Source organism: Desulfitobacterium sp., from assembly GCF_034927245.1.
Classification (GTDB): Bacteria; Bacillota; Desulfitobacteriia; order Desulfitobacteriales; family Desulfitobacteriaceae; genus Desulfitobacterium_A.
Window position 1 is genome coordinate 45846 of the sequence record NZ_JAYFQK010000022.1, and the last position, 17246, is coordinate 63091.

Annotated in this window: 19 protein-coding genes and 1 tRNA gene; 5 read left to right on the top strand and 15 right to left on the bottom strand. The window is 42.3% G+C overall.

Going from position 1 to position 17246, the window contains the following annotated elements:
* Positions 1-70: 70 nt before the first annotated feature.
* Positions 71-376: a zinc-ribbon domain containing protein gene (locus VB077_RS06285; protein WP_323414371.1), complete on the bottom strand. Its 306-nt coding sequence runs from the start codon at positions 374-376 to the stop codon at positions 71-73.
* 275 nt (positions 377-651) lie between these two features.
* Here VB077_RS06285 and VB077_RS06290 point away from each other — a divergent pair, with 275 nt between their 5' ends.
* On the top strand, positions 652-921 hold the full coding sequence (locus VB077_RS06290; protein WP_323414372.1) for a late competence development ComFB family protein: 270 nt from the start codon (positions 652-654) through the stop codon (positions 919-921).
* Between the two features lie 222 nt (positions 922-1143).
* The gene (locus VB077_RS06295; protein ID WP_323414373.1) at positions 1144-1818 is read left to right on the top strand and encodes a Crp/Fnr family transcriptional regulator; all 675 of its coding nucleotides are present in this window, start codon (positions 1144-1146) and stop codon (positions 1816-1818) included.
* 4 nt (positions 1819-1822) lie between these two features.
* Here VB077_RS06295 and VB077_RS06300 read toward each other — a convergent pair whose 3' ends face one another.
* Positions 1823-2707: a hypothetical protein gene (locus tag VB077_RS06300; RefSeq protein ID WP_323414374.1), complete on the bottom strand. Its 885-nt coding sequence runs from the start codon at positions 2705-2707 to the stop codon at positions 1823-1825.
* Positions 2708-2837: 130 nt separating this feature from the next.
* Between VB077_RS06300 and VB077_RS06305 the strand changes: the two genes are divergently transcribed.
* Positions 2838-5090, top strand: coding sequence for a DEAD/DEAH box helicase (locus VB077_RS06305; protein ID WP_323414375.1), 2253 nt, complete (start codon positions 2838-2840; stop codon positions 5088-5090).
* An 89-nt stretch (positions 5091-5179) separates the two neighbouring features.
* On the opposite strand, the gene rd is transcribed toward VB077_RS06305, so the two are convergent.
* The 12 genes from rd to VB077_RS06365 all read right to left on the bottom strand — a co-directional run bounded on the left by rd (position 5180) and on the right by VB077_RS06365 (position 15433).
* Entirely contained in the window at positions 5180-5344 is a 165-nt protein-coding gene (rd, locus tag VB077_RS06310; protein ID WP_323414376.1) for a rubredoxin, read from the bottom strand.
* 60 nt (positions 5345-5404) lie between these two features.
* Positions 5405-5785, bottom strand: a complete 381-nt coding sequence (locus VB077_RS06315; protein WP_323414377.1) for a RidA family protein — start codon at positions 5783-5785, stop codon at positions 5405-5407.
* Between the two features lie 28 nt (positions 5786-5813).
* A complete protein-coding gene (locus VB077_RS06320) occupies positions 5814-6257 on the bottom strand; it encodes a hypothetical protein (RefSeq protein WP_323414378.1) in 444 nt (147 codons plus the stop codon).
* A gap of 17 nt (positions 6258-6274) precedes the next feature.
* Positions 6275-6970, bottom strand: a complete 696-nt coding sequence (locus tag VB077_RS06325) for an HAD family hydrolase (RefSeq protein ID WP_323414379.1) — start codon at positions 6968-6970, stop codon at positions 6275-6277.
* A 249-nt stretch (positions 6971-7219) separates the two neighbouring features.
* On the bottom strand, positions 7220-9367 hold the full coding sequence (gene ldhH / locus VB077_RS06330) for an L-lactate dehydrogenase (quinone) large subunit LdhH (RefSeq protein ID WP_323414380.1): 2148 nt from the start codon (positions 9365-9367) through the stop codon (positions 7220-7222).
* Position 9368: 1 nt separating this feature from the next.
* Complete coding sequence (locus VB077_RS06335; protein WP_323414381.1) at positions 9369-9935, bottom strand: lactate utilization protein; 567 nt, start codon at positions 9933-9935, stop codon at positions 9369-9371.
* A 229-nt stretch (positions 9936-10164) separates the two neighbouring features.
* Positions 10165-11421, bottom strand: a complete 1257-nt coding sequence (locus VB077_RS06340) for an NAD(P)-dependent malic enzyme (protein WP_323414382.1) — start codon at positions 11419-11421, stop codon at positions 10165-10167.
* Between the two features lie 111 nt (positions 11422-11532).
* Complete coding sequence (locus tag VB077_RS06345; RefSeq protein ID WP_323414383.1) at positions 11533-12426, bottom strand: CoA ester lyase; 894 nt, start codon at positions 12424-12426, stop codon at positions 11533-11535.
* 88 nt (positions 12427-12514) lie between these two features.
* Positions 12515-13417, bottom strand: coding sequence for a succinate--CoA ligase subunit alpha (locus tag VB077_RS06350; RefSeq protein ID WP_323414384.1), 903 nt, complete (start codon positions 13415-13417; stop codon positions 12515-12517).
* A 50-nt stretch (positions 13418-13467) separates the two neighbouring features.
* The gene (locus tag VB077_RS06355) at positions 13468-13761 is read right to left on the bottom strand and encodes a hypothetical protein (RefSeq protein ID WP_323414385.1); all 294 of its coding nucleotides are present in this window, start codon (positions 13759-13761) and stop codon (positions 13468-13470) included.
* 9 nt (positions 13762-13770) lie between these two features.
* Positions 13771-15048 (bottom strand): ATP-grasp domain-containing protein, encoded by a 1278-nt coding sequence (locus VB077_RS06360; protein ID WP_323414386.1) that lies wholly within the window; start codon positions 15046-15048, stop codon positions 13771-13773.
* A 309-nt stretch (positions 15049-15357) separates the two neighbouring features.
* A tRNA-Ala gene (locus tag VB077_RS06365) sits at positions 15358-15433 on the bottom strand.
* A 99-nt stretch (positions 15434-15532) separates the two neighbouring features.
* Between VB077_RS06365 and VB077_RS06370 the strand changes: the two genes are divergently transcribed.
* The gene (locus VB077_RS06370) at positions 15533-16315 is read left to right on the top strand and encodes a tetratricopeptide repeat protein (RefSeq protein ID WP_323414387.1); all 783 of its coding nucleotides are present in this window, start codon (positions 15533-15535) and stop codon (positions 16313-16315) included.
* A gap of 150 nt (positions 16316-16465) precedes the next feature.
* A complete protein-coding gene (locus tag VB077_RS06375; protein ID WP_323414388.1) occupies positions 16466-16687 on the top strand; it encodes a hypothetical protein in 222 nt (73 codons plus the stop codon).
* A gap of 45 nt (positions 16688-16732) precedes the next feature.
* Here VB077_RS06375 and VB077_RS06380 read toward each other — a convergent pair whose 3' ends face one another.
* Positions 16733-17197, bottom strand: coding sequence for an N-acetyltransferase (locus VB077_RS06380; protein WP_323414389.1), 465 nt, complete (start codon positions 17195-17197; stop codon positions 16733-16735).
* Positions 17198-17246: the final 49 nt, after the last annotated feature.

Below are 17246 nucleotides of genomic sequence, written 5' to 3' on the forward strand. Positions count from 1 at the left end.
ACAGTACAAAAAAAAAGGATCAGAAAAACTCTGATCCTTCTTGCTTTAACCTATTTTATTAAACCTAGGATTAGTAGCGGCGCATTGCTTGGAAGCAATCACGGCAATAGACTGGCTTTTCGCCGGAAGGTTGGAATGGAACTTCTGTTTCAACTCCGCAATTGGAGCAAACTGCCGGATACATTTGACGTTGAGGACGAGCACCAAAGCCTCCGCTTCTTCTTCCGCCATTAGCAGCTTTACGGGCTTGACGGCATGAAGGGCAACGTCCAGGTTCGTTTTCGAACCCTTTTTCAGCATAGAATTCTTGTTCACTAGCAGAGAAAGTAAATTCTTGGCCACAATCGCGGCAGGTTAAAATTTTGTCTTGAAACACTTAATGTTTCCTCCTTATTTTGGGTAGTTTTTTCTCTTTGATCTCTGCGCAAACTCCCGATCCATGACAACCCAAATTAAGGGTAAACAGAGATTTCAAGATTTTTGCAAAGTAACCTCGAGTTGCTTCTAGTATAACAAAACTATTTTGATAAAGCAAACAAATGTTACCTTTAAGCATAAATTATAGTAACCGCCGTATAATATCGAAAAGCCTTGTACAAGAAGGTCTTAACAATTATTATAAAGTTAGGAAGAAAAAATGGAGGGAAAGTTATGTACGAATTAAAAAATCATATGGAAGCAGTTTCTCGTCAAGCTCTCAAAGAATACATGACCCAAGTCACCCTTCCCTGTACATGCGAACGTTGCGTTGCTGATATCCTTGCACTTACGTTAAACCAACTGCCTGCTAAATATTACGTCTCCTTAAAAGGCGAGATTCTCACCCAATGGGAGAGTCAAACACGCCCTGACCAAGCTAAAGTTATGTCAGCTATAGTCAGGGCCGCCAAACAAGTAGAGAAGACCCCTTCTCATTCTTAAGATGCTGCTTAATCAGCGTTTATGGCAATAATCGCGGCCAGCAAAACAAGCATCACAATAAAAAGTACCCGAAAAGGTGTGGTAATTGTTGACTTTATTGAGATCGGTTCAATCACAAGATTTTGCACAATTGATCACCCTAACTAACGGAATAACCTTGTTGCAGTTTTCTATGCTCTAATTAATATATGTTATCCTAAGATTTAAGTGAGGTTTTTCAAAGTGTTTGATCCTCAAATATTAAAGCGCTTTCCCCTTTTTTCCAATCTATCTGATGAGGATCTCAAACCTCTCCTTTCTCAATTTAAACCTCGGCATTTTCGTAAAGGTCAAATTCTTTTTGTAGAAGGAGAAATCGGTTCTCACGTTTATTTTGTGTTATCCGGACAAATTAAAATGAGTAAGACCTTGCCGGATGGCAATGAGCAAATTCTCGACTGGTGCGGGCCCTATGACAGCTTTGCTGAAATTTTATTGATTGAGGATGGCCCCTATCCCGCTACGGCTGAAGCCATTCAAGAAAGTCAGGTCCTTGTTCTTTCAAACCAAAGAATCCCCGAACTCTTAGTTAAACATCCCGAGCTTGGAATTGCTCTCGTTCGTACCCTGAGTAAACGCCTTCGCCTTAATCAAGAGTTTATTCGAATTTTAACCAGCCGCTCAACAGCAGGGATACTTGCCGCCCTTCTTCTTCGTTTGGCACGTCCCGCCCCCAATCCCGGCGAATGGATTTATGTTGACGGAACCCTCACGAACAAAGATTTAGCGAGTATGATTGGAACCTCCCGTGAATTGGTTAATCGATCCATTAACAATTGGAAAAGGCAAGGTATTGTTCAACTTCATGAAGGACGACTGGAGATTCTCAAACCACAAGAACTCGCCGATTGGCCTTAAGTCATCAATTATAAAACTTATGATCGCGCATACCTCCTGAAAATCGATAATCTGAAAACCCTTCGGAATCCAGCAACTTTACTTTTTCCCAGACTTCTTCCCACGTCAAGTTTGTTCCGCGCCGCCAAAAAATCATGGCGGCGCGTATTTTTTCGCTGCTGTTCTGCTGGGGAAAAGCTTCTAACAGGCCCGTCCCTCCCCAAGACTTTACCCATTCACTATAGCAGTGAACAACCTCTTCGGACTGACCCTTGATTTGGCGAAGGGTAAAATAACAGGTTAATTTCGACAGTACTTTTTCGTCATTATTACGTTTACATCCTTGACCATCAAAATCCAGTCCCTCCATTAAAAGTAAAAAGACCAGATAATGAAGGCGAACCGCAGATCGAAGATGCTCAGGATTAAGCTGCAGAATTTCCGCTAAGCGCCCTAAAGGCCTTAAATAAAGCTTTACCGCAGGTTCCTGAAAACCGATTTGAGCGAAAGCACCCACAGGAATTGGGAATAAATCCTGTATTCCGCTGTCCTCCAGCTTAATAAGCAGTTCCTTTTCCATCTGCCGCAAACGTTGATCCTGCCGGTGCAATTGTTCCGAAGTATCTTTTATATATGTTTCGGCTTCTCTCGGTTGCTCGGGAAGCTGATCAACCCATTCTCTAAAGCGTGACCGCCGCGGCAAAAGAATTTCCAGTAAATTTGCTGTCTCCTGTTGTAACGTTTGAAAACCGTGCTTAACCTCCTCGGGATTTTGGTACATTCCTTTCATTAAGTGTTCTGCACCGCGGGGAATTTCCATAGACTCTTCAAATCGAATCATGGCTTCACCATTTTTTACAGGAAACTTAAGTCCAATAGCTTGTTCAACCTCAAGGCGCAAGGAGCACACCTGAATTCCCCCTTTTAGGGTATTTCCTTGATTAAATCATATGGCTGAAAAATAGGGTTCAGACCACCGATTTGCGTCTTCCCGCGTAGTTTGCTAAAATTAAGCAATCATAATAGAAATGAGTGATCCTATGTCAGAACGGACTTATCGGGGGTTAACCTTAGATCGCTTTCAGATAGAGGCTTTAGATGCCATTGATGAAGGGCGTTCAGTTATCGTAGCTGCCCCAACCGGAACCGGGAAAACATTGGTTGCCGACTATCTGGTTGACAAAGCCATTGAGGCAAAGCAGCAGGTTATTTATACTGCACCGATTAAGGCCTTAAGCAACCAAAAGTTTAAAGACTATAAAGCGCTTTTTGGATCAGAAAAAGTGGGCATTATGACCGGAGATGTCGTGATAAACCCGGATGCCCCTTTACTCATCATGACAACTGAAATCTTTCGTAATCAAGTCATCACCGAAGATCCTGCGTTGCGGCACGTCACTCATATCATCTTCGATGAAATTCATTGGCTCAATGATGAAGAACGGGGAACCGTCTGGGAAGAATCCATTATTTTAGCTCCTAAACATATGAAAATTCTCGGGCTCAGTGCGACTATAGCCAACGCCGGCCAACTTGTACAATGGATTGAATCGATCCGCGAGGAAAAAGTCACACTCATTGAAGAACAACGTCGCATCGTCCCCTTAGATTATTATTTCTATACCAAGGATACAGGTCTTGTAACCTATGAACAATTATGGCGCTATTACCATCACAAAATAAAGGAACATAAAAACCCCGAAAGCTCCCCCTTTTCTTCCACAACTCACCTTGACTTAATCCGGACAATACAGCGTAAATATTTACCAACCCTTTATTTCGTTTTTAGCCGCAAACAATGTGCGGATAAAGCCAGGGAACTTGCCGGCTTTGCTAATTATCTGAAACCCAGTGAGAGCGCTCAGGTTGAGGCTTTATTTATTCAGCAATTCGGCTCTGAAGAAGAGTGGTCTGCTTCAACACGACAGCTAAAACGCTTATGTTCTAAGGGCATTTCCTTCCATCATGCCGGTCTCTTACCGGCTCAAAAAGCAATTGTCGAAGAATTGTTCTTAAAACGTCTTATCCATGTTCTATACTGTACCGAAACCTTTAGCGTTGGCATCAATTATCCCGTTAAAGCCGTTTGTTTTGACTCTCTCAATAAATTCGACGGGCGGAATTTTCGCCCCTTGGCCAATCACGAATTTTTTCAGATGTCCGGACGGGCAGGACGCCGCGGAATCGATGAGCAAGGTTACTCCTTTGCTTTAATCGATTTGAACTATATGGAAAAGAGTCCGCCCCCTCGGTTCAATATAAAACGCTTGGAACCTTTAACCAGCCAATTTAAGCTATCTTATAATACCGTATTAAATCTTCAAGCGACATTGACTTCTGAGCAGATTGAATTATATTTTCAAAAAAGTTTTGCCGCGTTTAGCTATGTTCGAACCAACGAAGATTTAAAAAATGAACTTGCTCAGGTTGAAGAAAAAACTAAGGGGGTCCAAGAAATCGTTTGTGAAAATGCCGGAACGTTTTCTTGCTGCTTAAAATATTACCCGAAGAAGAAAGAACTTGACCGATTAAATCGTTCTTACCAAGCCTTAGGTCCCCGTCGCCAAAATCGAGCTTACGGCCGGGAAATGGCTCGGAAAATACGGACCTGGCAAAAACTCCTTAAAGTAAAACCTAAAAATTGCCCCGCTTCCAAACTTTCCGTCTGTGAGAAAGAGACCAAGAATTTAGCTAAACTTCAACAACAAGCCGCCGAATTAAAAAAAGAACTGAGTGTTCTCCCTGATCAGCACTCCTTTCTTCATGAATTTCAGTTTAAGTTAAACCAACTTCGTCAAATGGGTTATATTCGCGGTGATGATCTGCTTCCACGCGGAGAGTGTGCGCGGCATATTTATGTTCAGGAGCTTCTGGTGACCGAACTGATATACTCTGATACATTTGATTCTCTGGACGATGATCAGCTCAATGCTTTGCTATCGGCTATCGACTTCGAATCCAGGAAAAACGACTTCTTCCAAAAGCTCCCTATTCTTGACTGGATACCTATCGTGAAATTTGAGCGCTATATTCAATCCGTCTGCGGCCCGGATACAGTGCGTTATGACCCACGTGTGTCAATTATTACATATTTTTGGAGCAAAGGGCATTCCTTCGCCGAAATTCAAAAGCTTTGTAATCTTGACGAGGGTGATATTATCTCAGTCTTTCGCAGAACCATCGATCTTTTACGACAGATGCGCGATGCCGTAACCGATCCGAAATTAAATCAGCGGTTAAAAACGTGCATGGAAAAACTTGATCGTGATGAAGCTGCTGTTCTGGGGCTTTAAGCGGATTACGATTATATAAAAATACAAATAAGGCAGCTGTACTTTCGAACGAAGTGCAGCTGCCCATTTTTATGTCGTAAGTTCATTAACTAGTCTTCGGAGACTTCAAAGGAATCTTTGTCCACTCCACATTCCGGACAAACCCAATCGTCCGGAATATCCTCAAAAGCGGTTCCCGGGGCAATACCTGAGTCAGGATCACCGATTGCAGGGTCATATACATACCCGCAGACTGAACAAACATATTTTTTCAATAGATAACCCCCTTTTCTTAAAACATTTTTTAATGCCTTTATGGTATCAACCTTTGTACTTTAACCCTTAAAGGCAATCATTTCGACTTCAATTTTAACATCTTTAGGAAGACGTGCAACTTGTACAGCCGAACGTGCAGGGGGTCGCGCATCAAAGAACTCATCATAAATACTGTTCATCACTTGAAAATCGTTCATATCAGCCAGAAAAACAGTCGTCTTCACAACATTATCCAACGAAGTACCTGCTGCAAGCAAAATTTGTTCTGCGTTTTTCAAAGCTTGTCGAACTTGTTCTTCAATATTGGGGCCCACAAGATTACCCTCAGGCGTTAACGGGATCTGACCTGAAGTAAATACAAAATTTCCAATCTCAATTCCCTGTGAATAGGGTCCGATTGCCGCCGGGGCTTTGGTTGTGGAAATAACCGTTTGTTTCATTTAGCCTACCTCTTTATCCATAGTTTAGTTATAGTTTATCCTCATAGAAGGAGATCCGATAATGTTCCCAAACATACTTTTTGAATTGCTCTGCACATTGGCAATTGCCCGGATGCTCGCAAAAACCGACTTCCAACTTTCCTAAAAAATGAAGATATAAAATATGTACATTAATATAAAGATGAGTAACTTTCTGTTTGATACTGAGATAATAATGCAGCACCCCAAGGAAGAGCAAAAAAAGCAAAATATTTATTGCCCATGCCGAAGGAATACTCGCCCATGTTGCAAGATTCGTTAACCCCATAAGCATCGTTGCTGTTAACCAAGCAATTTCGCGTTTTTGGTAAGACCTCCACTCATGGTAGCGCGAAAGGAACTCTTTAAATAAACGTTCCATCCGCGGTGAAATGGTCGGCATGCAATCTTGCTTAATGTTTTGCACAGAGAGAGGATGGATTATCACACCCATAGCAATTCTCCTTGAGCCTATATATTTCCACGAAGAACCAGTTTATTCAGCTCCGGTAAATCTCCATAATAATCTGTCTGAACTTCATCCGGGGGTGTCCCCACTAAGAAGGTTTTCATTCCTATTTGCCGTGCTGCCAAGTCCTCAATCGGATGATTGCCAACCATCATACATTCCCTTGGAGATAAGCCTAAACCCTGGGCAATCTCTTCGTAAAAACCTAATTGGGGTTTGCAAAAATGAAAGTTTTCCATTGCCGGAATCAGCGCAAATTGTTCAGGCGATAACCCTGTCCAGCGGATACGCTCTTCAATGGCAAGCGTCGGCATAACCGGATTGGCTGCAACCGCCACTGTATATCCTTGTTGAATCGCGGACTCGACCGTACGCTTCCCCTCTGCATCAGCCTTAACTAAGCAGCTTAATGCCGGAAAGTCATTTTGATAAAATTCTTCAAAAATAGGCCAAAGTGTTGTATAAGTAAGCCCGGTAACCCGTGTAAAATCTTCGAAGAAGGTTTGGAGGTTGGTTTTAGCGTCCTTTGGTTCTTTAATCATTGTTTCGGTTGAATGCATCACATATTTCCCGAATTTCTCCGGAGAAATAAGATGGCTAAAACGAGGAGCCAAAAGGCCAATATAATTGCGCATGAACTCCTCTTGATCCATCTGCGTCAGTGTCCCATCTAAGTCGAAAAGGATTGCTTTAATCATCGTTCCACCTAATTCTTATCGTTATACTTTAGATATTTCTCTCTAAATTTCTGAAATCCTGCTGGAATCCTTAACTTTACCTAGTTTCCCCATTTTTAAATAAAGAAAACCCGGCTTCGCCGAGAGGCAAAGCCGCTGGTTGCACTTAGAGTTTATCAACCGATAAAGACTTATACATTCTGATATGTATGAAGAAAACCTGCCTGCATGATTGCAGACAGATTTTCTTCAATAAATAGGCCGTGCGCTTTATTTTGTCCACTTTTCAAGTACAAGCTCTGCCGTATGCATAACCTTTACGGGGGAGTTTTCTTTATCTAATCCTCCGGTAATTTGCATAAGGCATCCTGGGCAATCCACAGCGACAACTTCTGCCCCTGTATTGTTAATATTCTTTAATTTTTTCTCAAGCATCGGACCCGCCATCTCTGGGAACTTAATGGAATATGATCCTCCAAAACCACAGCAACGGTCGGAGTCTTTCATTTCTACAAGTTCAATTCCGTTAATATTCTTTAAAATCTCGCGTTGTTCCTTATAAACACCTAGACTCCGCTTTAAGTGGCAAGAATCATGATAGGTAATTTTTAATGGTTTACCATCTCCGCCCGGTTCCAAGCCACCAAGATCGTAGAGAAGTTTCGAGAAGTCAAACGTCTTACGGTTGAGCTCCTCTGCCCTCTTCAACATTGCGGGATCGTCTGCAACTAAGTCCCTGAAGCTATCTTTTAGAGCATGGGTACAAGTCGGGCAAGCCGATACGACATAATCCACGTCTTCAGCGTTCATCGCTTCAATGTTAATAACTGCCGATTTACGAGCATTCAGACGATCACCCATATAGCTGGCAGGAGCGCCGCAGCAGGATTGTCCTTCAGGGAAAGTGACCTTATACCCTTTTTCATTTAAGCCCCTGACAACACCTTCACCAATATGAGGATAAACAAAATCGATAAGGCATCCGCCAAAGAACGCAATCGTTCCCTTTGGATTTTTAACATCTTGCTTAATTGTCTTAATGACATCACGAAATGGAACATCAGCAACTGTCGGTAAGCTCCCATTCTTAGTTAATCCTGAGAGGAACATGGGAAGATGACGAATCATCGGTTGTCCTTTGGAAAAAGGTAATTGAGCTTTCGATGCGATCTTCAAGAGAGAATGGAACAAGCGACGATTGGAAACCACGTCCAGCGCAAATTTTTGGACAAACGGCAAGCCCTTTTGCTCCCCAATTCTATTGCGGACTTCTAGGATCATTTCCGAGATGTTAAGCCTTCCTGCGCAAACTTCATTGCATCTTCCGCACTGAATACAAAGGTTTTGAGGATTAGCCGTATCATCGGGAGAATTGAGGAAATTAGTGAGGATGATTCCTATCCCGCCGGTATAGATATGCCCATAAACATGCCCTCCGACAAGTTGGAAGGCCGGGCAGACATTCAGACAGGCAGCGCAACGGATGCATTGGAAGGTTTTCTTAAATTTTTCGTCCTCATACATTTTTCGGCGTCCATTATCCATAAGGACAATATGAAAATCTTTATCTTTTATTGTGCCATCCGGATAATAAGCCGGTGTTGGGCCCGTAACCATCGTAACATAACTTGTAATCTGTTGACACGTGCCATTGCGGGGGAGCATCTGAAGGATTGAACTCGCATCCTCAAAATTGTTGACAAACTTTTCAATTCCCACGAGGAAAACATGCGTTTTGGGCCAAGTGGAGGTTAAGCACGCATTACCTTCATTGGTAACCATCATTAAAGTTCCTGTTTCGGCAACGGCTATATTTGCACCGGAAATACCCATATCAGCTTCCATGAATTTTTTACGCATTTCTGCCCGTGCTGTTTTAACTAATTTAGATATTTCAGGGTCGTTATGATAATGCAAGTTCTTTGTAAATTCATCCGCAACTTCTTCTTTGGTCAAATGAATAGCCGGCATAACCATGTGGGATGGACGTTGACCGGCCATCTGAATGATCCATTCCCCTAGGTCTGTTTCTTGTACATCCATTCCGGCATCAATCAGAGTCTGGTTCAGGTGAATTTCTTCCGAAGCCATTGATTTAGATTTTACAATATGCTGGACGTTTTGTTTTTTAGCCAGTTCGAGAATGTAGCGTTTGGCATCTTCACCCGTTTTCGCACGATAGACTTTAGCACCGCGCGCCGTAGCCGCTTTCTCAAACTTATCGATCATTTCATCAAGATGTTCGGCCGCATAGGCCTTAACTTCAACAACTTGATCACGAAGTGCCTCAACATCATACCCTTCGTAAGCCTTTTCCCGTGCATCTGAGTACGTATCTACAAAACGTCCTAATGCCCCTCTTAGTGTTTTATTTTCTAAGGCATTTTCGATTTGCTGTTTAAATTGTGCATCTGCCATTTTATTTCCCCTCCTCGGTCGAATCATCCACAAAGATCGCAATCAGCTCTCCGGGTCCATGTACGCCAATGGTTAGTACCCTCTCAATATCGGAGGTTCGGCTTGGACCTGTAATAAACCGTACGTATCCCGGAATTTGAGGTTCCTTGTTGATTATAGCCAAGGCCTCTGGCAGAGTTGGGATTAAAGAAGATGTCCGCACAAGCGCAAAATGAATGGGTGTAAAAGAAGAACATAAACGTTCATTCACATCTACAGCATATTCAACCAAAGTTCCTAATTCGGCGATCGCCCATTTAATTTCCGTTATTCCGGCATCTACAGTAGGGGTAACTTCTTGATAATGATCCATGTGCAGGGTTATACCGTTTTCAGGAATATAATGAGCTAAATCACAGCTTCTCGCCAGAGGTGAATCCACCATTGCCGCACTTTTAATTCCTTTTTTCTGAAAGAGCTCACCCACCAACTTTTGAGCTTCCTCTATCGTGTTTGCACGATAACACTCACCGGATACAGACTCCAACTTACTTTTGAAACGCTCATATAAGAGATTAACATCTCTCACATTACTCAACTCCTGTCTCTCTTCAATCTCTTTATAATACCTCCAGGTGGTCAGGCCACTCTACTACATTAATTCTAATCCAGAATATTTAAAATATCAAGATTAAATATTCTCCATTTAACAAATAATTTATCCTTTCTGTTAGTTAATCGCCGTGCGTGGCGTAAACAAAAAACTGCTTCCAGATTACCGGAAGCAGCCCTTATTACAAATTATCTAACTTTTGTATTTACTTATATTGATTTGCTAATCTCTTTCTTAAATTCCCAGCAACAATTTCGGGATCAATCGGGTTCCTTGCAATGCCGCTGTCAATCGCTGCTTTAGCCACCGCTTTTGCTACTGCGGGAGCAACTTCCGGATTAAATGCATTCGGAATGATATAATCCTTACGAAGCTCTTCCGGTTTAATAAGGTTGGCAATTGCGTATGCTGCCGCCACTTTCATCGCATCATTGATGTCTGTAGCCCTCACATCAATTGCTCCGCGGAATACACCGGGGAAAGCTAAGATGTTATTAATTTGGTTTTGAACATCGGAGCGGCCTGTAGAAATTACGGCGGCACCTGCATCAAAAGCTCTCTCTATTGGCCAAATTTCTGGAACCGGGTTGGCTTGACAGAATACAATCGGATCTTTGGCCATTGCACGAATCATATCTTCATTCAATACATTTGCTGCCGAAACACCGAGAAATACATCGGCCCCAACTAAAGCGCCGGCGAGATCCCCATCGAATCTTTCAGGATTAGTTGCTTCAGCAATTTCGTCTTTATATTTGTTCATGCCATAGGGGCGGCCTTTATAAATAGCTCCCTTGGTATCACACATAATGACATTTTTGAGTCCCATGCTCATCAGCAGTTTAACGATCGCAATACCCGCAGAACCTGCTCCATTAGCAACAAGTTTGATATCCTCAATCTTCTTGCCGACAACTTTAAGGGCATTGACTAAACCTGCCAGAGTTACAATAGCAGTTCCATGCTGATCATCATGGAAAATCGGTCCTTTGAAAATGCCGTGCTCTTTCAGTTTACTTTCAATTTCAAAGCACTCAGGTGCTTTGATATCTTCTAGGTTAACACCGCCGAAGGTAGGAGCCATAAGTTCAACTAATTCTACAATTTTATCCGGATCTGTGGTGTTAACACAAATCGGATAAGCATCTACATCTCCAAAGGTTTTGAAGAGCAGTGATTTACCTTCCATAACAGGCATGGCGGCAGGTGCGCCTAAATTACCTAAACCGAGAATTGCTGTTCCGTTCGATACAATACAGACAGCATTGGCATGATTGGTATATACATCGAGATCATCTGCATGTGCCGCAATCTCTTTAACAGGTTCAGCAACTCCGGGGGAGTATGCTAATGTTAAGTCATCAACGTCATTAGCGGGTACGGTTACTCTAACTTCGAGCTTCCCAGGCTGTACCTTATGAAACTCTAAGGCTTCCTCACGGAGGTTTTTAATACGTGTCATTGGCTTCGCCATCCTCTCTTTTCAGTAATTTCGGGAAAATGCTTTAGAATATGACGCCTGGTTACAAATTAGCAACCAGGCGTTAATAACTAACAATTTTTCAAAAGCTAATTATTTTTTCATTGTTGCATTTTTAGCTTCGATTTCTTCGTAAGCTGCTAAGATGTCTTTTGCATTGAGATATACCGGTGTATCAACCATTTTTCCGTTAAGGGAAACAGAAGCTTTACCTTTGGCAAGACCTTCTTCTTCAAAGACTTTAACAACATCTTTAGCCCATTGTACATCTGCAGGATCCGGAGCATATAACTCATTGGAAGGTTCAACTTGTCCTGGATGGATGATCATGCGGCCTTCATAGCCCATTTGACGACCATCGGCAACATTTTTCTTAAAGCCTTCAAGATCCTTATAATCAGCAAAAGGAGCGTCAATTGCAACAATTCCTGCCATGCGGCAAGCTACAGCTACTTTTGCACGTGCATATTGTTGTTCAACAGCAGCAGAAGTTAATTTTACACGCATATCACGGCAATAGTCTACGGCACCAAAGATAGCGTTTACATTACGTTTGCTGGCTAGGCAGCATTCTTCAGCATTGGCAACACCTTTAGCGGTTTCAAGCAGCATGGAAATTTTAACGGTTCCGACGGGGATACCACGACGACGCTCGAGCTCTTCAAGTTTCCAATCGAGGCGTTTTACGTCATCTGCGCAACCCGTTTTAGCTAAGGTTACACCGTCTAGACCAGGCCATACAATTTCTTCAAGGTCATCATCGGTTAAATTGGTTTCCCAGTTATTAATACGAACATAAACTTGAGCTCCGCCCGCATGACCCGCTTGGAGATTTTCTTTGATCATTTGGCGGGTTGCCACTTTTTCTGAAGGTGGAATAGCATCCTCAAGGTCAAAAGTGATAATATCGGCTGGAATTGACGGTATCTTGGAAATAAATTTGGGATTGTTTCCTGGGATGTACATAATAGATCTCATAACTGCCATGACTAAATTACCTCCTAAAATACTTTTAATTTTTATTTCTAAGGTATAAAAACCTTAGCAGCGTAAGTAAGTATGAATCTTGGAGCTATCAAAAATCAGTTGCTATCTTTTCTTTTAGAATCAGCGGAATATCTGTGGGTGTATCTGCTACATAACCACCGGCTTTGCGAATGGCTTCCATCTTACTTTTGGCAGACCCTCGCCCGCGCTCCACTATATTAGATGCGTGAGAAAAGCGCTGACCTTCCGGAGCCCAAGCTCCGGCCACATATATCACAAAAGGCTTCGTGAATTTGCCTGCGGCAATCACTTCCGCACATTCTTCTTCTTGTGTGCCGCCGATTTCAGCATATACCGCAACACCTTTGGTTTCAGGGTCCTCTTCAAAGTAAGGAAGTAAATCCGCCATTGAAGTTCCCAAGACAGGCTCTGTTCCTGTGTGAACCACCGTACTGACCCCAAAGCCGCCTTCTCTTAAGACCCAGGGAATTGTCCCTGATTGTCCTCCGCTGCGCGAGAAAACACCAATACTTCCTTTTTTAAAGAATTTGTTGGCCCACTCGACATTACCTCCAAGCCATCCGACAACCGATTCTCCCGGGGTAATAATCCCGATTGAACCGGGTCCAATAACCCGTGAGCCCCTAAGCCTGGCGTATTCAATCATCTCCATAATGTCATGGATAGGAGTCCCTTCGACACAGGGAATAATATTCTTAACCCCTGCATCAGCAGCCTCCATTACTGCTGTTTTTAAAGCACGGCCCGGTACAAATACGACACTAAAATTGATTTCCCCATGTGCACTCACAATTTCTTTCACCGTGTTATACACAGGGACACCATGTACTTGCTCTCCGGATTTTCCCGGACTCGTACCGCCGATAAGATTCGTTCCATATTCTTTCATATATTTTGTCCTCACCGATCCCTCACGTCCGGTGATTCCTTGGACAACAACCTTAGTCTCATTATTGATTAAAATGCCCATTTTTATCCCTCATTTAGCTTATTGCTCGGTTTTTTTACCTAATTACAGGGTTAAGCCAAACTGCGTTTCTTGAGGTATTCATCTAAACCGGAAACCGGTACTTCAATACGAATTGCATCATTTCCGCGGAACTTGCATGCAAATTCACAGGCGAGACATTCCGTTCCTAAGCGTAGAACCTCCTCATTGCTGCGATGGGCAACAGAGGCCCTTCCCTGATCATCAATACCGAGCAGACCGCGAGCATATTTTTGACAAGCATCAGCGCAAGCCTTGGTCTCGCAAGAATCGCACTTGCTGGTATCGATTATAATCGTACAACTTTTTTCTGCGAATTCCAGCACGGTATTTCCCTACTTTCCTAGAGCTTCTTTTTCAGCTCGATACTCTTTACTCAAATATAAGAGTCTTTCACCAATAAACTTTGTATCTGTTACATGTTCCTTGCCATAGATTTCAATTCTTCTCCCAGGACCTTCCGGAGTCATTAAATCTGCTAAACCTGTGCGAAGAATCTCCAAGGATTCATCTTCCCTATTGCCGCAAAGCAACAGCACACAAGGTAAACCCGGTTTTTGCGTTGGCAGGACTTCACGTAAAACTTTCACTATGGCGTGTGCATGATGCCATTGTTCTTGATTGGCCATCATGAAGCCCCCGAGTAAATAACCATCAATATTCGGTTGAGTCAGAACAGATTTGGCGACACGATAAATTTTTGAGGCAACAGGGTTTCCACTCGTATCCGCATAATTAGCCGGCTTTAACCCGACCTGATTCAAAGCATCAAGCCCCATCATGGCAGAACCACCGCCAATCGGATGATATCCGATATAACCCGGACTTACTTCGTCATACCCCATGTTCATTAGGAACCCCGTGCCTCTGGCATCGGTTTCTTCGATGCTCCACCCGATATAATCTAATTCAGTCGGTTCTCCGGGAAGGTCACGGGCAATCTTAATATCAAACTCCGGATGACGTCCTACCGCGCTGTTATCAATCTCCATCTTGCAATCAGCGCAAACAAGATCCCCTTTGTCAGTCATAATAAACGGATTGATCTCTAAGGTTTGACAATCATATTTTTGATACGTTTGAGATAACTTCGTTAAAAAGTTAGCAAATTTACTAATATCTTTATCTGGGATACCCGCCTTTGCCGCTAAATCAACGGCATCATATATTTGCAAGCCAAAAATCGGATCAACATTTACTTTAAAAATTTTCTCTTCGGGAACACTTTCAATGTCCATTCCCCCTTCTGTACTAAACATCAGCATTGGGGAACGGGCTTCTCTGGCTCCATTAACTACAAAAGAGCAATAGAATTCTTTCTTGATATTGAGTTTTTCTTCAACAAGCACCTGGCGAACCGGTAATCCTTTAACCGTCTTGGCAAGGATTTCCGCTGCAACCTGTGCTGCTTCATCAGGCGTGTTGACTAATTTAACTATACCGGCTTTGCCACGGCCGCCGGCTTGTACTTGGCCTTTTACGGCAACGGGTCCGCCAATCCATTCCGCTGCTTCTTTTGCTTCTTCCGGAGTGGATGCAGATCGGCCTTTGGGTACCGGCATCCCTGCTTTTGCAAGCCATGCCTTTCCTTGATATTCTAAAAATCTAGCCATGCATTATCCCTTCCATAATGTAAATTTCCGAGATCCTTCTTAAACTCAAATACACTTGGGAAAGAAGTCTCTCACCCCTTTCTTAACTCTCAAATTTATAACTGAGAGCAAAATAATTCGAATTATGGAGGCACAAATAATGCTAAGTACGTTTCACTATTTAAAACTAGGTTTCATTTATCGATATGTTTATTATGTAACGAAACTCAACAGAAGTCAATAAAATTATTTAAAGAATTTGTACAGACAAAAAAAGGGGTTCAACGAAAATATCATATCGTTAAAACCCTTATCATATAATCTTAATAATGGTGGAGGTAAGCGGGATCGAACCGCTGGCCTCTAGAGTGCGATTCTAGCGCTCTCCCAGCTGAGCTATACCCCCATCGCTCATTAGTATAAATGAAACCTTTCGAATTCTCAAGTATTTTATTTTATTCTATACGAAAATTATTTTTGCCAGCCTGTATTGCGGAGGAATTGAATGAGTCAAAATATCCAATATGACCGAGAAATTTTATATGTTTATAAGCTCTATTTTTTTCTTACCTTATGGAGTTTTTCCCTAGCTCTGAGTGGACTAACGCTTTGGAGATTTGGGCTTCTTCCGGGGCTGTATTTTTTCTGGATCTCTACTTTGCTGTCCTATCTGGCAATGATGAGAAAAAAACAATTTCCCCCTCCCGATAAGAAACTAACGGTGCTGCACATGGCCCGAGAAATAACTAAAGATACGAGCCCCCTGGCGATATCTCATTTTGCCAGCCAGCTCTATTTTTACCTTCACGAAACTGAACAGGCCATTCAACTGCTGCGAAATTATTTACCTTCACAGGACCCTTTACTTTGTGCCACTCTCGCAGATATCCTTCTTCGGGAAAATCGCCCTCGCCAAGCATTAACCATTCTTCGCGAGAATCCGTATACACTTGCCGACCCTTTGCTCCTTATTAACCAGGGACACGTACTTCAGCATCTCGGACGCTTCCCCGAGGCCATTAAAATTTATGAACGCAGTCTTCTTATATCCCGGAAAACGGGGTTTCCCCACAATGGTGCATCTTGGTTTACCCAAATCCTTTTATCCTTAAGCTATAAAGCGAGCTTACATCATTCCCTTGCTGATTGTTATATCCAGCTTAAAAAGTATTCACTTGCCCAAAGGCATATTTTAGCAGGAAATTTAAGATTGTTTGATCTCTCTCTCTGGCGAAAAACTAATCTTTCACCAAACTATTCTCCTAAAAACTACAGGAAATCACATTAGTTCTGCATTCTTTTCTGGGTTTAATTCATTAAACTTCTCACTTTTACAACACATTTCACCGTCGAAATTTCATATAATAAATACAAGCCAAAAATTTACATGATCTATCATCAAATTTTAATATAACCGATTTGCAAGGAGGAATGTTTAATGCTGTCATCTAATGAAGAGGTTCTAAAGTTTATTCGCGAATTTGAAAGTTCTTCCCGTGAATATCTGATCGCCCATGGAACAAGCGAACATGATTTAGGCAATGCCTACTTAGATTTACAATGGCAGTTTCTCCAAACCATTCTAAAAACAAAACCCAGATTACGCCGACAGCGTACTGCTCAAGCGCTAAGAAAAAATTCTCGCGTAACGATTGCTTAAAACATTTTTTAACCAGACGGTTCAATACCGTCTGGTTTTTTACTTTTAGTCATTTAAATTTATATCGATAAGTAACGCATTTTCATCGCAGTTTGGGAATTTTACACAATAAAGGCATTCTTGCCATACTTTCTGCGGTAACTCTTCTTTGTTCACACTGTGAAAACCTAAATGGGCAAAAAATCCCGGCTGGTAAGTTAAAGTAAATACCTTTGGAACACCTAACTCTTTAGCTTCCTCAATCAGGGAATCTACAATCATCTTTCCCAAACCCTTTTTCTGATAATCCTTACCAATGGCTAAAGCCCGTACCTCTGCCAAATCATCCCATAGGATATGAAGCGAACCGGCCCCTTTAATCTGACCCCCTTCTTCATAGATCAGAAATTCACGAATATGTTCACACAGCATATGTCTTGAACGAGCAAGCATTAAACCTTCTTCCGCAAAACCATTGATCAGCTTTTGGATATACTCAACATCAGCAAGCTTAGCTTTTCTTAATCCCATGATTCAATCACTCCTCTGCTTCCGTATAATTATACATTAAGCAGAGGAT